Here is a 15,285-nt window from a genome sequence, read left to right as displayed (position 1 = left end):
GCATCATCGCGCATCGCCTGCCGCAATGTGATTCCCGCGTGACGACCGACGACCCGACTTTCACCTCGCGTTTCTCTTTCCAGAAACCGCTCCGCCTGCTCTGCGCTTCCGTGCTCTGCCTGGCCGCCGCCCCGGTTCTGGCCCAGAACGCGGACAAGGCCGCCGCCAGCCCCGAGCTCGCTTCGCAGGACCCCGCTTCCACCGCCCCGGCCGCCCCGCGCAGCCGCGCCGATGCCGCCGCCACAGCCACCCTGGCCGCCCTGCTGCCCCGACTGGCCGGCAACGACACCATTCCCCTGATGGACCGCTCGGCGATGTTCGCCGGCGACCTCAGCCGCCTGCTGGCCAACTACGACGTTTCGCAGAGCGCGGCCGACCGCGCCGAGATCGCCGTCAACGACGGCCAGGTCCAGAGCATCCTCAAGCGCGCCATGGGCCTGCTGGGCACGCCCTACCGCTGGGGCGGCACCTCGCCGGACGGCTTCGACTGCAGCGGCCTGGTCGGCTACGTGTTCAAGACCGCCCTGGGCATCGAGTTGCCGCGCGTTTCGCGCGAGATGGCGCGTGACGATGCCGCCGCGCTGATCAAGGACCGCAACTCGCTGACCGCCGGCGACCTGGTGTTCTTCGGCCGTCGCGGCCGCGTGGACCACGTCGGCATCTACGTCGGCGACGGCCGTTTCCTGCATGCGCCGAGCCGTGGCAAGGACGTGCAGATCGACACGCTGGCCAGCGGCTACTGGAGCGAGAAGTTCGTGCAGGCCCGCCGGGTGCTATAAGACCGGCAACCCGCTGCAACGAGAAGGCCGCGCATCGCGCGGCCTTTTTCATGGCGCCGGGCACGGCGAGGAAAGGCTCAGCCGCCGCCCTGGTATTGCGCGATGGTGTCCTCGATGCCCTTGCTCAGCTCCATCACCTTCAGCGCGTACTCGGCCAGGCGGCAATCCTGCTCGGTGTCCGGGCGCCAGCTCGGCACTTCCACCGGCGTGGCGTGGTCATCGCCCATCGCCACGAACACGATGATGCAATGGGTGCACAACCGCGAAGCGCCGCCGGTGGGATTGCGCGCGCGCACGTCGATGGCGAAGTGCATGCTCGTACGGCCGGTGTAGACCAGCTTGGCCGATACCGTCACCACGTCGCCGATCAGGATCGGCGCCACGAAGCGGATGCCGCCCACCGCCACGGTGACGCAATAGTGGCTGCTCCAGCCGCTGGCGGCCGCGAAACCCACCTGGTCGATCCACTTCATGACCACGCCGCCGTGGACCTTGCCGCCGAAGTTCACGTCGTTCGGCTCGGCCAGGAAACGGAAATTCAGTTCGCGCTGCTCGCCACTCACGGCTGGCCTCCAGGTCAGGGACGCCCAGTGTGCCACGCCGCCGCGGGCACCCCGCTGTCCGGTCTGTTCCATGACATGCGTTGACAGGGGTGTCCGCCCCCGGAGCTTCCGGCAAGGGTGGCAGAGGCGATGTGCCGGGCGCCGCACGCGCGCGCAAGGGCATCGACCGGACAGGGGGCGGCCTGGCCGGAACACGTGACCGCGGCTCCAGCGCTCCGCCCACGCGCAGCTCCAAGCGTGACAGGAAGTGCATGGCAGCCCTACCCGACTTCACCCGGCGTTGTGTCATCTGGTTTGGCCGGCCGCAGGCGCAGGAACGCGAAGTGCTCGCCGCCGCCGGCTGGCGGCTGCGCATCGTCGAGTCCGACGATGACGCCGGCATCGGACTGCGCAGCGACGACCTCGTCGTCGGCCTGGTCGATCTGCGCGAGCGCGGCACCGACCTCGCCGGCGTGCAGCGTCTGCTCGATGCGCACGGCTACCTGTCGCTGATGGCGATCACGCCGGTCGGCGCCAACGACGACGACGCCCTGGGCCACCTGCTCGACCACTGCATCGAAACCTTTCCCAGCCCGTTGGACCCACGCCGCATCGTGCAGGCGCTGCGCCTGCTCGAAACCCCGGTGGCAGCGCAGCCGCGCCACGGCGTGGAGGCGTTGATCGGCGACAGCTCGATCATGCGCGCCACCCACGCCAAGCTGCGCAAGTTCGCCCCGGTGGACCTGCCGGTGCTGGTGACCGGCGAAACCGGCACCGGCAAGGAAGTGGCCGCGCATGCGATCCACGAGCTCTCCGCACGCGGCCACCGCGCCTTCGTGGCGGTGAACTGTGGCGCGCTGCCCGCCAGCCTGGTGCAGTCGGAACTGTTCGGCCACGAACGCGGCGCCTTCACCGGCGCCTCGGCGCGCCGCCTGGGCCTGTTCGAGACCGCCAGCGGCGGCACGGTGTTCCTGGACGAAATCGGCGACCTGCCGCTGGATGCGCAGACCAACCTGCTGCGCGTGCTGCAGGAAGGCACCATCGAGCGTGTCGGCAGCCACCAGGCGGTGAAGGTGGACGTGCGCGTGCTGGCGGCCACGCACGTGGAGCTGGAGCAGGCGGTGGAGGCCGGCCGTTTTCGCCGCGACCTCTATTACCGCCTCAACGTGCTGCGCCTGCCGATGCCGGCCCTGCGCGAGCGCGGCACCGACATCGCGCTGCTCGCCCAGCACTTCCTCGACCGCTTCCGCGCCCAGCACACCACGCGCGCGCGCGGCTTCACCCCGCGCGCATGGCAGGCGATGGCCGCCTTCGACTGGCCGGGCAACGTGCGCGAACTGCTCAACCGCGTGCAGCGCGCGGCGGTGATCGCCGAGCATGAGCTGATCGACGATGCCGACCTGGAGCTGGCGCAGGCAGCGGCCGCACCGCGCGATCCGCTCGGCCATGCGCGCGACCAGGCCGAGCGCGATGCGCTGCTGCACCATCTGCGCCAAAGCCAATACAACGTCAGCGCGTGCGCGCGGCGCATGCAGGTCTCGCGGGTCACGGTGTACCGGCTGTGCCGCAAGCACGGCGTGCCGCTCGCGGGCCGGCCTTAGCGGCCCGCCCCCTATCCGGGGCGCCGGGCCGTGCCGCCGCGCCCGCGGTGACTCACAGCATGTAGGGCACCTTGAACGCCAGGCTGAAGTCGGGCGCGTCCGGGGTCAGGCCCACGCCGAGCAGGCTCACCAGCGTGGCATGCGAATTCAGCGCGTAGGTGACGCCGAAATTGAGCGTGCCGGCATTGGCATCGCTGCCGATCACCTTCACCCACTGCCCGCCCTGGTAGCGCGTGGAAGCGCGCGCACTGAGCTTGTCGCTGAAGGAAATGCTCAGGCTGGTGCGCTCGTTGAAGGCGAACGCCACGCCGGCGCCGAAATAGTACGAATCGCCCAGGCGCACGGAACCGGGATTGACGGTATCCGGATTGCTGTCGATATCGTCGAAGCTGCGCTTGAACGAATAGATGTAGCCGATGTTGGCGAACAGGATCGCCGGGTCGGCGGTCTTCACCGCCGACAGGCCCACGTTGGCCTGCCACACGCCGTTGCCGGTGGGTTGCTTGCTGGGCACCGCGAAGCGGATGAACTGATCGTCGTCGCGCTCGAGCACTTTCCAGTCCACGCCGTAGGGCTCGCGCCCGGTGGGCGCGGTGACGCCGAAGGTCAGCACGGTCTCGGGAATCTTGTTGCGCTCGGGGAACAGGCGGTAGTTGCCGCTCAGCGAAATGTCGCCCAGCCCGCCGCCGGTGGTTTCCTCCTGCGCGATCGCCGCGGCCGAACCGCCGGCCCCGCCCTTCTGGTACACCGTCTTGCGCTCCAGGAACGGCACATCGACATTGAGGGTGAAGTTGGGGCTGATGCCCCAGCGCGCGGCGAGGTTGTAGGTGAGCGAATCGGACTCGACGTTCTCGATGGCGATGTTGCCCAGGAAGATCGCGTCCAGTGCGAGGAAGCCGTTGAGCGTGAGCAGCTTGCGGTCGTAGCGCGCGTAGGTGAGGCTGTTCTCGAGGGTCAGCTTCTGGTTGAACAGCGCCTGCTGTTGCTGCTTGACGTCGTTGACGCTGCGCCGCGCCGCTTCCTTGGCCTGCTTGCCCTCGGCATTGCTGCTGGCATAGCCGGCCGGCGGCGGGCCGCTGCTCCCTTCGGCCGTCGCTTCGGCCGAGGCCGCCGCCGCGGCCGCCGGGGCGATCGCCGTGGCGGTGGTGGGCGCGAGTGCCGCGCCGGTCTTGCCGGCCAGGCGTGCCTGCATGGCCTGCACCTGCACGTCGAGTTCGCGCAGCCGCCGCACTTCCTGCGCATAGTTGGCCTTCAACGCCTCCAGCTGCGCCATCAGCGCCTGCACGTCGGCCGCATCTTCGGCGCTGGCCGCCGGCGCCGCCGCGGGCGCGTCAGGCGCCTGCTGCGCCGCGGCCGCGCCGCCCCACAAGGCCGCCAGGGTCGCACCGGCCGCCGCGCCATACCGCATCATCCTTTGCATCGCACGCTCTCCCCCGTCGCCGCCACGGCGCGGTCTCAGTGATGGCCCTACTGGCCGTTGCCCGGGCCGATCCCGCGCGCCAGGGTGATGGCCTGGGCGACGTTCTGGTTCAGCGGCAGGTTGTTGGATACCGACTGCCGGACCAGGTCCAGCTGCAGGCGGTTGCTGATCTGCTGCGCGTCGCCGGTGAGCTGGATGCTCTGGCCGACGCTGCCGTTGCGGATCCACTGCTGCACCTCGCCCTGTCCGGCGATCAGCAGCAGCACGCCGGCGGTCCCGTTGGCGTAGCGGGCGCTGGCAGTGGCGGCGCCGTCGGTGAGGGTGGCCGTGGCGGGGGACGCATCGACCGCGGCGGCGGCGACCGGCGCGGCGCCTTCGCGCACGGTGAGCTGGGTGCTGTTGGTCGCCGCGTTGGCATCGCCGGCCACCTGCACGCTCTGCACCAGCCCGGAGACGTTCTGCAGGCCGCTGGCATCGACGCTGCGTTGCGGCTCGCTGCGCGGCGGCGTGGGCGCCTGCGCGGTCGCCACGCCGGCCACCGCGGAGGCGGCCGGCAGAGGTTCGGGCGCATCGGCGCGCGTGATGCTCACGGTCGGGGTAAACGTCACCTTCGGTGCGTTGCCGCCGTGGCTGAAGTCCATGGAAACCTTCATCGTGCTTTCCAGCACCTGCCCGGTGGCGGTCTGCCAGGTGGAGATCATCGACACGCCGAACCAGGCCACGGTGTTGTCGCCCACGGTGTAGCGGCCGCGCATGGTGGACAGCTCGTCGTCGGAAATCTCGCTGATGCCGCTGCCCGGCGGGGCGGGCGCATCGTCGGCGCTCTGCGCGCGCGCCTGGAACGCGGGCTGCAGCAGCGCCGCGCCGAGGGCCAGCAGCAAGGGATTGGGCTTGTTCATGGCAAAGCTCCTTCAGAACAGGTCGGCATGGGTGAACCCGAAGTCGACCAGCTCCGCTTCGGTGATCGGCCCCTGTCGCGCATACAACGCGCGGGCGCTGGGGCGGGTGCTCGGCTGCAGCAGCACGGTGTTGCGGTCGAAGTCGCTGCCGATGACCACGAACACGGCGCGCGAGGGCCACGCCGCGACGAAATCGGATAACGGAATGTTGCGGTTGCCCAGGATCGGGTCGGCCAGCTCCACGCGGTCGCCCAGCACCTGCTTGAGCACCACGAAATGGCGGAAGCCGCGCACGTCCATCAGCACCAGGCCGGGCACGCGCAGGCTGCGCAGGCGTTCTTCGTTGATGCGGTAACCGCGCCCGCGCATGCCGAGCGTCTCGACATAACGCTTGATGTCCAGCAGCGAGAAGCCGCGCTCCTGCACGATCTGCGGGTCCGATACGCCCATCATGCCCTCGATGACGGTGTGCTCGTCCACGTCCAGGTGATAGGCGTACTTGAGGATGGTGGCCAGCGCGGCGGCGCCACAGCTGTAGTCGGTCTGCTGGCGCACGAGATAGCGATAGCGTGCCTCGTGCATGCTCTCCACCTGGCCGGTGTACAGCGCGCCGTTGGGCAGCACGCCGGCAAACGGCACTTCGCCGGCCCACGCACTCGGGCACAGCCACACCAGCAGGCAGAGCAGGATCGTACGGTTCATCGCGCGGGTTCCTGGTTGGAAGCCCCCGCCCCAGGGGGACTTGGAACGGGGGCTTCCGGGGTGGCCCGGCCATTGGCGGATGGCCGGGTTTGTTGCTCCATCAACGCCGCGTGGCGGCGAATGCGGCCAGGCTTACTCGCCGCCACCGCTCGGCGGCGGGGCGCCGGTCGAGGGCTGCGCCACGGCCAGGGCCAGGCTGTTGGCCTGCAGGTTGCCGGTGCCGGCGGAGACGTTCACGCCGATGTTGCCGGAGGCATTGGAGAACGCCGAGCCGGACAGCGAAGCGGTGTTGGTCGCATCGACCACCACCCAGCGGCTGGTCTTCACCGTGCCGCTCAGCTGCGCATACAGATCGGCCACGCCCAGCTCCACGAAGCCCAGGTCGCCGCTCTCGGTGCCCTCGTAGCTGCCTTCGCTGTCGTTGTCGAACGCGATGCCACCCACGCCCTGGCGGTTCGGGTTGGCGATCGCTCCCTGGATCTCGTTGTCCATGTCGATGTGGCCGGTCTGGTTGCCACTGGGATGCGTGTCGCCGGACCAGGTATCCAGGTAGAAGTTGCCCTTCTGGTAAGAGCTGCCGGTGCTGGCCGTGCTGCCCGAGGTCTCGCCCTCGTAGCCGCCGTAGCCGACCGCCGCCGTGTAGCCCTGCACCTTGCCGCGCAGGGTGACCTCGGTGGTGTCGGTGTACTTCTCCACGGTGCCTTCGTTCTTGGTGAAGTTGCCGGCCGAAACCTGGTTGGAGGAGATCGCCGCGGTGGCGACGCGGCTGGTGGCTACCGAGGCCGACAGCGCGTTCTTCTGCTCGTTGTTGTTGCCCGAGGTGATGTTCACGCCGATGTTGCCGGTGGCGCCGCTGAAGGCGTTGTCGCCCGCGCCGGCGGTGTTGGTCACGCCCTTGTTGATGGTGACGTTGTCCGCACCGCCCTGGTTCACGAACACGGCCGCGTCGGCCATGCCGAAGGTGAAGCTGCTGTCGGCGGCCGACAGCGCGGCGGCGTTGTCCTGGGCATTGTTGTCGCCGGCGGCGACGTTGAAGCCGAGGTTGCCCGAACCCTCCGAGGCCACGTCGTCGCCGATCGAGGCATCGTTGGTCAGCTTGTCGTTGATGCCCTTGTTGCCGCTGACGGTCTGGCGGTTGTCGATCAGCGCGGTGGCGGCCGAGTCGATTTCCAGGTCGCCGCTCACGGTGGGATCGCCGGTGAGCGTGATGGCGGTCTTCAGGCGCGAATCGCGTTCCACGTTGGCATCCTGCCCGTGGTTGTTCTTCTCCTTCTTCTCGTCGCCGGACACGTTGTGGTGTTCGTTGACGTCGACGTTGCGGGTTTCGTCGTAGGAGATGTTGGTGTCGTCGTCGGTGCGGGTGCCGTCGTAACGCAGCTTGGTGGCCGCATCCATGCGCAACTTGGCCTGCGCGTCCAGGCTCATGTTGGTGTTGACGTTCGTGTTGACGTTGGTGTTCGTGTTGGTATTGGTGTTCGTGTGGGTGCGCGACTCGACCACGTTGTGCAGGTGGTTGATGTTGGCGCTCTGGTTCTGGTCATCCGTCGCACTGGCCGCCGCGCTGAAGACCAGCGTGGAAACCGCCATGGCGAGTACCGTCCATTTGTGATTCGCGTTCATGGTGCCCTCTTCTCGTGTGTGCTGACTATCGGGTGGTGTTACGCCTCACGGGTTCTGCACCGACAGGCTCAACTGGTTGCCTGTCGCGTTGCCGGAACCCGCGATCTGATTGAGTTGCAGGACACCGCCGAATCCCCGCAACGCCGTCGACTCGACGCCGACGCTGCGGGTACCGCCGGGCTGGCCCTCCACGGCCTCGCCCTGCCCCCCTGCCGACGCGAACGAAGCGAGCGTGTCGTCGTTCGTTTCGCGTATGCCCTGGTCGGCCAGCGTGGCGGCCACGGCGTTGAGTTCCGTGTTGCCGCTGCCGCTGGCCTGGTTGATGGAGGCGATGCCGCTGGCACCCGCGAGCGCTTCGCCACCGAGGGTGGCCGAGGCGTGCAGCGGCGTGTCGTAGCGGTCGCCCGCATGGATCTGGATGGCCTGCACCTGCGCCTGCGCGCGGCCGCCATTGGCCAGCGCGCGCAGGTTGGCCTGCAGGTTGAGGTCGCCGGCCGCCTGGTTCACTGCGATGGCGCCCTGGCTGTTGGCGAGCGCGCGGCCGTCGATGCGGCTATCGGCGAGGTAGCCGAGCATTTGCGCGTAGTCGTCGCCGGCTTGCGCCATCGCCAACGGGGGCGATGCGGCCAGCACGAGAAGCCAGAGCGCCTGCGTGCGCACGGCTCAGTTCCCCGGCCCGTGGCCGGTGCCGGCCGGCGCGCCCAGCGGGAATTGCGACAGCGCGCCCATCACGGTGTCGCCGATGCCGCGGGTGGCGTTGCCCACCGCGCCCACCGGGCCGTTGATGCTCTGGCTGAGGTTGTTGCCACTCAACAGGCCGTCGCTGCCGGCCACGCGCCCCAGCGTGCCGGTGACGGCGCTGCCGGTCATGCGCTCGACCGTGGTCACCGTACCGCCCTGCGCGCCGTGCGTGCCGGGCAGGCCGGCGCCGGAACCCATCGCGGCGTAGTCGTCGTCGGAGAGTTCGGCAAAGCCGTCGTCGGTGCCGAGCGTGCGGGCGAGGTCACGCGCCGGCGAAGGGTTGGCGATCGTCGCCACGCCCGGCGGCGCCGGCCGGTAGGCCGGGCGGGTAGCGACATCGCGGATCAGCGTCATCTCGCCGGGGCTGGCATACACGCCCTGGCGCGCACCGGCGCCCACCGGCTTGCCGTGGTCCTGGGCTTGCGGAATCTTCGGGAATTCGTCGGCCAGGCAAGGCGCACTGGCGAGCAGGATCACCAGGATCAGCAGTTGCGGCGTCCGCCGCGGCGTCGGGCTTTCCATGGGATCTCCCCCACTGTGCGTGCGGGGAGGGAGAGAGCAGCTACCGTGCCAAGTACGGGAAGCCCGTGTTTTCAGGCACTTGCGCGCGGGTGCCGCGGCGCAAGGGCCGCGTGTATGTGACAGGCCGGTGCGGGCGCGGCGTGCGCGGGCGCGCGTTCATCGGGGTGAGGCCCTTGTCGCGCCTGCATCGGCGCGCGGCGTAACAGCGGCGATACAGGGCCGCTTTACAGCGTTACACCGCCTCGTCGCGACGGAGCAGGCGCGCCATGCCCACCGAAGCGGGCGCGGTTTCGGCGAAGCCGAAGCGCGCATACAGGTGCTTGGCCGGGCCATCGGCGATCAGCGACACGTAGGCGCGATCCGGCGCATGCGCGTGCAGCCAGTCCATCAGCGCGGCCATGATCGCCTTGCCCACGCCCTGGCCCTGGTGCGCCGGCGCCACGGCGATGTCGACGATCTGGAAGAAGCAGCCGCCATCGCCGATCACCCGGCCCATGCCGACGATCTCGGCCCCGTGCGCCACGCGCACGGCGAAACACGAATGGGCCAGGCCGATGCGCGCACCGGCTTCGCTCTTGGGCGAGAGCCCGCTGAGCTGGCGCAACCGCAGGTAATCGTGCAGCGAAGGCGTCAACGCCTCGACGCGATAGCCCGCTTCGGCATTCAAGAAGAATGCCCCTCGCCGGGCACGTCCTCCACGCCCACGTTGCTCGATGCACGCTCGTAGGCCGCGCGGTCAAGCAGGCCGGTCTCCTTGGCGACCAGCACCGGCACCAGCATCTGGCCGGTGACGTTGGTCATCGTGCGCATCATGTCCAGGATGCGGTCGATGGCGTACAGGTAACCGATCACTTCCAGCGGCAGGTTGGCCGCGCTCAGCACCACGGTCGCCATCACCACCGCCGTGCCAGGCACGCCCGCGGTGCCGAAGCTGCCCAGCACCGAGGCGATCAACACGACGAAATACTGGTCGGCGGTGAGCGGCACGCCGGTGTACTGCGCAATGAACACCGCGCACAGCGCCGGGTAGATCGCCCCGCAGCCGTCCATCTTGATGCTCGCGCCCAGCGGCACGGCGAAGGCGGCGTAGTCCTTGTTGACGCCCAGGTTGTGCGTGATCGAGCGCATCGCCACCGGCATCGCGGCGAAGCTGGAGGAGGACACGAACGCCACCTGCATGCCGGGCGCGGCGCCGCGGAAGAATTTCAGCGGGTTCAAGCCGTGCGCGAGCAGCAGCGAGCCATAGACGAACACGATGTGGATGATGCAGGCGATGTACAGCGCCAGCACGAAATTGCCGAACGGCAGCAGCTTCTCGAAGCCGTACGCACCCACCAGCCCGGCGATCAGGCCGAATGTGCCGATCGGGGTCACCTCCAGCACGAAGCGGGTGACCTGGATCATGATCTCGCTCATCTGGCCGACGAGCTTGCGTGCCTCGGCCACGCGCTCGCCAAGCTTGACCAGCGCAAAGCCCAGCAGCGCGGCGAAGAAGATCACCGGCAGGATCGAACCGCGCCCGGCGGCCAGCACGGTCTCGCCGGCGGCATTGGTGCGCGTGCCGATGCCGGTGAGCGCGTAGAACGGGTTGGAGGGCACCACGTCCAGCAGCACCTTCACCGGGCTGGGCACGTCGCGCGGGGTCCACTGCGCATCCACGCTGAGGCCGAAGTGGCCCGCGCCGGGCTGCATCAGCGTGCCCACCGCCAGGCCCACGCACACCGCCATCGCCGCGGTGGCGATGAACCACAGGAAGGTGCGCCCGCCCAGCGCGGCCACCGATTTCTGCCCGTGCAGCGAGGAGATCGCGTTGATCACCGCGAAGAACACCAGCGGCACGGCGATCATCTTGATCAGCGTGACGTACAGGTCGCCCAGCGGCTCGAACCAGGTCTTGGCGGCCGGCCCGAAGGCCCAGCCGGCGAGCGCGCCGAGCACGAAGCCGGCGACCACGCGTTGCCAGAAGGGAATGCGGAACCAGGCGGAGACCAGTTTCATCATCGGCGGGTATCGAAAGAAGACCGGGGCACCTTATCCGATCCCGTCGGCGCGGACGACGCCACCGCTGGAACACCGGCGTGCCGGCATCGCCGTGTCACCCGCCTGACGTGCTGGCCCGTTCATAATGGGGACCGGTTTCCCGCGAGAGCTCCCCTTCCAGATGACGCACCGCGCCTTCGATCCGCGCCTGCCGGCGCTCGGCCTGCTGTCCACCCTGCTGCTGGGCGCCTGCGCCAGCACCGCCAGCCCGCCCCGCACCGCCGTGGCGCCCGTCGACGTGCCGCCGATCCGGCACCCGCAGCAGGAAACGCCGCAGTGGTGGTACCGCAGCGGCGCCGCGCGCGCGGCCGCCAACGGCGCGATGGCCGGCCAGGCGAAGAACGTCATCCTGTTCCTGGGCGATGGCATGAGCCTGACCACCGTGGCCGCCGCGCGCATCCTCGACGGCCAGCGCAAGGGCGGCCCGGGCGAGGAGAACCTGCTGTCGTGGGAGCAGTTCCCGGCCACCGCCTTCAGCAAGACCTACAACACCGATTCGCAGACGCCCGATTCGGCCGGCACCATGACCGCCATCTCCACCGGCGTGAAGACCCACATGGGCGCGATCGGCGTCAGCGCCGGCACGCGCGAGGGATGCGCCGACAGCCTCGGCAAGGGCCTGCTGAGCTGGCTGACCCTGGCAGACAGCGCCGGCATGGCCACCGGCATCGTCACCACCACGCGCATCACCCACGCCACCCCGGCGGCGACCTACGCGCATTCGCCCGAGCGCAACTGGGAAAGCGACGCCGACGTGCCGGAGGCCGCCAAGGCCGCCGGCTGCCGCGACATCGCCCAGCAGTTGATCGCCGCGCAGCGCTACGGCCGTGGACCGCAGGTGGTGATGGGCGGCGGGCGCATCGAGCTGATGCCGGCCAGCGAGCGCGACCCGGAATACGACGACAAGGTGGGCCTGCGCCTGGACGGCCGCGACCTGATCGCCGAATGGCAGCAGCAGCATCCGCAGGGCCGCTACGTGTGGAACGAAGGGCAGCTGCAGGCCGCGCAGGAGGCGCCGGCGTTGCTCGGCCTGTTCGAGCCGGACCACATGCAGTACGACCACGAACGCAAGCGCGGCCCGCAAGGCGAGCCGAGCCTGACGGAGATGACGCGCACCGCGATCCGCTCGCTGTCGCGCGATCCCCACGGCTTCGTGCTGATGATCGAAGGCGGCCGCATCGACCACGCCAACCACGCCGGCAACGCGTTCCGCGCGCTGGATGAAACCGTCTCGCTGTCCGACGCGGTGCGCGCGGCAGTGGAAACCGCACCGGCCGACACGCTCATCATCGTCACCGCCGACCATTCGCACACGTTGAACTTCGTCGGCTACCCGGTGCGCGGCAACCCCATCCTGGGCAAGGTGCGCGGCCTCGGCGGCGAGGATGGCGACCGCAGCCAGTACGCGCGCGATCTCAACGGCCAGCCCTACACCACCCTGAGCTACGCCAACGGCCCCGGCTATACGGGCGCCAGCAACGCGCAGCCGGCCGGGCCGAAGAAGTTCAACCACGAACCGAGCAGCACCGAGCCGGTGGAAGGTCGCCCCGACCTCACCCACGTGGATACCGAAGCGCCGGCCTACCTGCAGGAAAGCCTGGTGCCGCTGAAGTCGGAAACCCACGGCGGCGAGGATGTCGGCATCTGGGCCACCGGCCCGGGCAGCGGCGCATTCCGCGGCACGCTGGAGGAGAACGTGATCTACCACGTGATCGTCCAGGCCACGCCGAGGCTGCGCCAGCGCCTGTGCGATGCGGGCACCTGCAACGCCGATGGCGTGCCGGTGGAACTGCCCCAGCCGGAACGTTTCGAGCGCAAGGCGGCACAATGACCGGGTGAACCCGGTCCCCGCCCTGCCCTGCCTGTTTCCCTTCCCGACCCGCGCTCACCGCGTGGGCCGCCGGAGCGCGCGGTGAGCGCCCCGCGCGACGTGCCCGCGCTGCTGCCGGCGCAGTCCCCCGGCCCGGTGCTGGTCGCGCTCAGCGGCGGGCTGGATTCCAGCGTGCTGCTGCACGCACTGGCGGCCTTGCCTGACTACCGCGCGCGCGGCCTGCGCGCCTTGCACATCCATCATGGCCTGCATGCGCAGGCCGATGCATGGCAGGCGCACTGCGCGGCGTTGTGCGCGTCGCTGGGCGTGGCATGCGAGGTGCGCCGGGTCGAGGTCGCGCGCGACAGCGGGCTGGGGCTGGAAGGCGCGGCGCGTGCCGCGCGGCGCGCGGCGTTCGCCGAAGTGCTGCGCGCGGGCGAGTGGCTGGCGCTGGCGCATCATCGCGACGACCAGGCCGAAACCTTCCTGCTGCGGGCCCTGCGCGGCTCCGGCCCGGAAGGCCTGGCGGCGATGCAGGCGCAGCGCCCCTTCGCGGCCGGCCAGCTGTGGCGTCCGCTGCTGGCGGTACCGCGCGAGGTGCTGCGCGCTTACGCACAACGCCATGCGCTGTGCTGGATCGAGGATCCCGCCAATACGGACCTGCACCACGACCGCAATTTCCTGCGCCACCAGGTGCTGCCACTGCTGCGCCAGCGCTGGCCGCAGGCCGAGGCCGCGCTGGCCGCCAGCGCGGCGCTCAGCGGGCAGGCCAGCGCGCTGCTGGGCGTGCGCGAGGAAGCGTGGTTGGCCGAACACGCGCCCGACAACACCCTGGCCCTGGATGCCCTGCGGCGCGAACCGCCCGCGCAGCGCGCCCGGCTGTTGCGCCGCTGGGTGGCGCAGCAGGCCGCGCCCGCGCTGCCGGCACGCGGCATCGCCGCGCTGGAGAACGAAGTGCTGCACGCGGGCGATGGCGCGCGTTTCGCGTGGCACGGCGTGGAAATCCGCCGTTGGCGCGCTCACTTGCACCTGTTGCCACCCCCCGCCCCCTGGCCCGCGGCGTGGTCGGCGTCCTGGGACGGGCGCGCACCGCTGGCGCTGCCCGATGGCGGCGAACTCGCATTGCACGGCGCGGCGGGCTTCGCGCAGCCGCTCACCGTTCGCGCGCGCCGCGGCGGCGAACGCCTGCGCCTGCCGGGGCGCACGCATTCCAGTGCGCTCAAGCACCTGTTGCAGGAGGCGGCAATGCCGCCGTGGCGGCGCTTCGCCCTGCCGCTGCTGTGGGAAGGCGACACGCTGCAGGCCGCCGGCGACACCCTGCTATCGGCCCCGTTCGCGGCCTGGTTGCAGGCGCGCGGCGCGCAGCTGGCGTGGCGGCCGCCGGCGGCGTGAATTGACCCTTCCGTCCCCGCCGCGCACACTTTGCGCATGCCCAAGACGTCCCCCCCAGAGACCTCGCCGGTCGCCCGCTTCGAGCAGTCGCTGGAAGAACTCGAGCAGCTGGTCGCCAAGATGGAAGCCGGCGACCTCAGCCTGGAACAGTCGCTGGCCGCCTACGAGCGCGGCGTCGGCCTGTACCGCCAGTGCCAGCAAGCGCTGGAGCAGGCCGAGTTGCGCGTGAAGCTGCTCACCGATCCGGCGCGCCCGGAAGACGCCGAACCGTTCGACGCCCCGCTCCATGGCGGCTGAGCGGCTGGCGCGCTGGCGCGCGCGCAGCGAAGCCTTCCTCGATACCTGCCTGCCCGACGCCACGCAGGCGCCGCGGCGGCTGCACGCGGCGATGCGCCACGCCGCCACCGGGGGCGGCAAGCGCATGCGTCCGCTGCTGGTCTACGCCACCGGGCACCTGCTCGGCGCCGACGAGGCGCTGCTGGATGCCCCGGCCGCCGCCGTGGAGATGGTCCACGCGTATTCGCTGGTGCACGACGACCTGCCGGCGATGGACGACGACGACCTGCGCCGCGGCCAGCCCACCGTGCACATCGCCTTCGACGAAGCCACCGCCATCCTGGCCGGCGACGCGCTGCAGACCCTCGCCTTCGAGGTGCTGGCCGACAGCCCCGCGCCGGACGCCCTGCGCGTGGCCTGGCTGCGCACGCTGGCCCGCGCGTCCGGCGCGGCCGGCATGTGTGGCGGGCAGGCGCTGGATATCGATGCCACCGGCCACGTGCAGGGTCTGCCGCAGCTCACCGCGATGCACGAACTGAAGACCGGCGCGCTGATCCGCGCGTCCGTGCGCATGGGCGCGCTGGGCGGCGGCGCGGACGAGGCCACGCTGGCGCGGCTGGACGATTTCGCCGCCGCGCTCGGCCTGGCTTTCCAGGTGCGCGACGACATCCTCGATGTCGAGGCCGACTCCGCGCAGCTCGGCAAGACCGCCGGCAAGGACGCGGCACAGAACAAATCCACCTTCCCCGCCCTGCTCGGCCTGGACGGCGCGCGCGCGCAGCTGGCCGCGCTCAGCGAACGGATGCACGCCGCCCTCGCCGGCGAAGGCGATGCGGCCGCGCCTCTGGCGGCGCTGGCACGCCTGGCGGTGGAACGCGGCCACTGAGCCGCGCGCGGTGGTGGCATGAAAAAGGCCCGGCGAAAGCCGGGCCTTTTCGTCC

At 70.4% G+C, this 15,285-nt stretch carries 15 protein-coding genes; 6 read left to right on the top strand and 9 right to left on the bottom strand.

All coding sequences use genetic code 11. From position 1 onward, the window contains the following. The first annotated feature begins 110 nt into the window (after window positions 1-110). The gene (locus P6166_RS03810) at window positions 111-779 is read left to right on the top strand and encodes a C40 family peptidase (RefSeq protein ID WP_345781852.1); all 669 of its coding nucleotides are present in this window, start codon (window positions 111-113) and stop codon (window positions 777-779) included. Window positions 780-856: 77 nt separating this feature from the next. Here the strand turns inward: P6166_RS03810 and P6166_RS03805 are convergent, their stop codons facing one another. Beyond that, on the bottom strand, window positions 857-1,342 hold the full coding sequence (locus tag P6166_RS03805) for an acyl-CoA thioesterase (RefSeq protein ID WP_277763205.1): 486 nt from the start codon (window positions 1,340-1,342) through the stop codon (window positions 857-859). A 251-nt stretch (window positions 1,343-1,593) separates the two neighbouring features. Here P6166_RS03805 and P6166_RS03800 point away from each other — a divergent pair, with 251 nt between their 5' ends. Beyond that, the gene (locus P6166_RS03800; RefSeq protein WP_277763204.1) at window positions 1,594-2,922 is read left to right on the top strand and encodes a sigma-54 dependent transcriptional regulator; all 1,329 of its coding nucleotides are present in this window, start codon (window positions 1,594-1,596) and stop codon (window positions 2,920-2,922) included. Window positions 2,923-2,974: 52 nt separating this feature from the next. On the opposite strand, the gene P6166_RS03795 is transcribed toward P6166_RS03800, so the two are convergent. The 8 genes from P6166_RS03795 to P6166_RS03760 form a co-directional block, all read right to left on the bottom strand. Next, window positions 2,975-4,342: a transporter gene (locus tag P6166_RS03795; RefSeq protein WP_277763203.1), complete on the bottom strand. Its 1,368-nt coding sequence runs from the start codon at window positions 4,340-4,342 to the stop codon at window positions 2,975-2,977. Window positions 4,343-4,389: 47 nt separating this feature from the next. Next, a complete protein-coding gene (locus tag P6166_RS03790) occupies window positions 4,390-5,241 on the bottom strand; it encodes a hypothetical protein (RefSeq protein ID WP_277763202.1) in 852 nt (283 codons plus the stop codon). Window positions 5,242-5,253: 12 nt separating this feature from the next. Next, entirely contained in the window at window positions 5,254-5,943 is a 690-nt protein-coding gene (locus P6166_RS03785; RefSeq protein WP_277763201.1) for a C39 family peptidase, read from the bottom strand. 132 nt (window positions 5,944-6,075) lie between these two features. Beyond that, on the bottom strand, window positions 6,076-7,563 hold the full coding sequence (locus P6166_RS03780; RefSeq protein WP_277763200.1) for an adhesin: 1,488 nt from the start codon (window positions 7,561-7,563) through the stop codon (window positions 6,076-6,078). 45 nt (window positions 7,564-7,608) lie between these two features. After that, window positions 7,609-8,169: a hypothetical protein gene (locus tag P6166_RS03775; protein WP_277763436.1), complete on the bottom strand. Its 561-nt coding sequence runs from the start codon at window positions 8,167-8,169 to the stop codon at window positions 7,609-7,611. A 57-nt stretch (window positions 8,170-8,226) separates the two neighbouring features. After that, the gene (locus tag P6166_RS03770) at window positions 8,227-8,826 is read right to left on the bottom strand and encodes a chaplin family protein (protein WP_277763199.1); all 600 of its coding nucleotides are present in this window, start codon (window positions 8,824-8,826) and stop codon (window positions 8,227-8,229) included. A gap of 232 nt (window positions 8,827-9,058) precedes the next feature. Beyond that, complete coding sequence (locus P6166_RS03765) at window positions 9,059-9,493, bottom strand: GNAT family N-acetyltransferase (protein WP_277763198.1); 435 nt, start codon at window positions 9,491-9,493, stop codon at window positions 9,059-9,061. After that, window positions 9,490-10,824, bottom strand: coding sequence for a dicarboxylate/amino acid:cation symporter (locus tag P6166_RS03760; protein ID WP_277763197.1), 1,335 nt, complete (start codon window positions 10,822-10,824; stop codon window positions 9,490-9,492). The genes P6166_RS03765 and P6166_RS03760 overlap by 4 nt, the downstream gene beginning before the upstream one ends. A gap of 163 nt (window positions 10,825-10,987) precedes the next feature. Here P6166_RS03760 and P6166_RS03755 point away from each other — a divergent pair, with 163 nt between their 5' ends. From P6166_RS03755 to P6166_RS03740, 4 genes are all read left to right on the top strand, one after another. Further along, on the top strand, window positions 10,988-12,697 hold the full coding sequence (locus P6166_RS03755) for an alkaline phosphatase (RefSeq protein ID WP_277763196.1): 1,710 nt from the start codon (window positions 10,988-10,990) through the stop codon (window positions 12,695-12,697). An 81-nt stretch (window positions 12,698-12,778) separates the two neighbouring features. Beyond that, window positions 12,779-14,068, top strand: a complete 1,290-nt coding sequence (tilS, locus tag P6166_RS03750; RefSeq protein ID WP_277763195.1) for a tRNA lysidine(34) synthetase TilS — start codon at window positions 12,779-12,781, stop codon at window positions 14,066-14,068. Between the two features lie 36 nt (window positions 14,069-14,104). Further along, entirely contained in the window at window positions 14,105-14,365 is a 261-nt protein-coding gene (locus tag P6166_RS03745) for an exodeoxyribonuclease VII small subunit (protein ID WP_057647250.1), read from the top strand. Next, complete coding sequence (locus P6166_RS03740) at window positions 14,355-15,230, top strand: farnesyl diphosphate synthase (protein WP_277763194.1); 876 nt, start codon at window positions 14,355-14,357, stop codon at window positions 15,228-15,230. Before P6166_RS03745 ends, P6166_RS03740 begins: the two co-directional genes overlap by 11 nt. The last annotated feature ends 55 nt before the right edge of the window (window positions 15,231-15,285 follow it).

The organism is Stenotrophomonas sp. HITSZ_GD (assembly GCF_029543105.1).
Taxonomy (GTDB): Bacteria; Pseudomonadota; Gammaproteobacteria; order Xanthomonadales; family Xanthomonadaceae; genus Stenotrophomonas_A.
The sequence above is the reverse complement of the archived record's forward strand: the minus strand, read 5'-3'. Positions and strand labels throughout refer to the sequence as shown.

Excerpts from the sequence above, each read along its gene's own strand:
- P6166_RS03800 (WP_277763204.1), top strand. The coding sequence starts at position 1,594 with ATGGCAGCCCTACCCGACTTCACCCGGCGTTGTGTCATCTGGTTTGGC.
- P6166_RS03795 (WP_277763203.1), bottom strand. The coding sequence starts at position 4,342 with ATGCAAAGGATGATGCGGTATGGCGCGGCGGCCGGTGCGACCCTGGCG.
- P6166_RS03790 (WP_277763202.1), bottom strand. The coding sequence starts at position 5,241 with ATGAACAAGCCCAATCCCTTGCTGCTGGCCCTCGGCGCGGCGCTGCTG.
- P6166_RS03785 (WP_277763201.1), bottom strand. The coding sequence starts at position 5,943 with ATGAACCGTACGATCCTGCTCTGCCTGCTGGTGTGGCTGTGCCCGAGT.
- P6166_RS03780 (WP_277763200.1), bottom strand. The coding sequence starts at position 7,563 with ATGAACGCGAATCACAAATGGACGGTACTCGCCATGGCGGTTTCCACG.
- P6166_RS03775 (WP_277763436.1), bottom strand. The coding sequence starts at position 8,169 with ATGGCGCAAGCCGGCGACGACTACGCGCAAATGCTCGGCTACCTCGCC.
- P6166_RS03770 (WP_277763199.1), bottom strand. The coding sequence starts at position 8,826 with ATGGAAAGCCCGACGCCGCGGCGGACGCCGCAACTGCTGATCCTGGTG.
- P6166_RS03760 (WP_277763197.1), bottom strand. The coding sequence starts at position 10,824 with ATGAAACTGGTCTCCGCCTGGTTCCGCATTCCCTTCTGGCAACGCGTG.
- P6166_RS03755 (WP_277763196.1), top strand. The coding sequence starts at position 10,988 with ATGACGCACCGCGCCTTCGATCCGCGCCTGCCGGCGCTCGGCCTGCTG.
- P6166_RS03745 (WP_057647250.1), top strand. The coding sequence starts at position 14,105 with ATGCCCAAGACGTCCCCCCCAGAGACCTCGCCGGTCGCCCGCTTCGAG.
- P6166_RS03740 (WP_277763194.1), top strand. The coding sequence starts at position 14,355 with ATGGCGGCTGAGCGGCTGGCGCGCTGGCGCGCGCGCAGCGAAGCCTTC.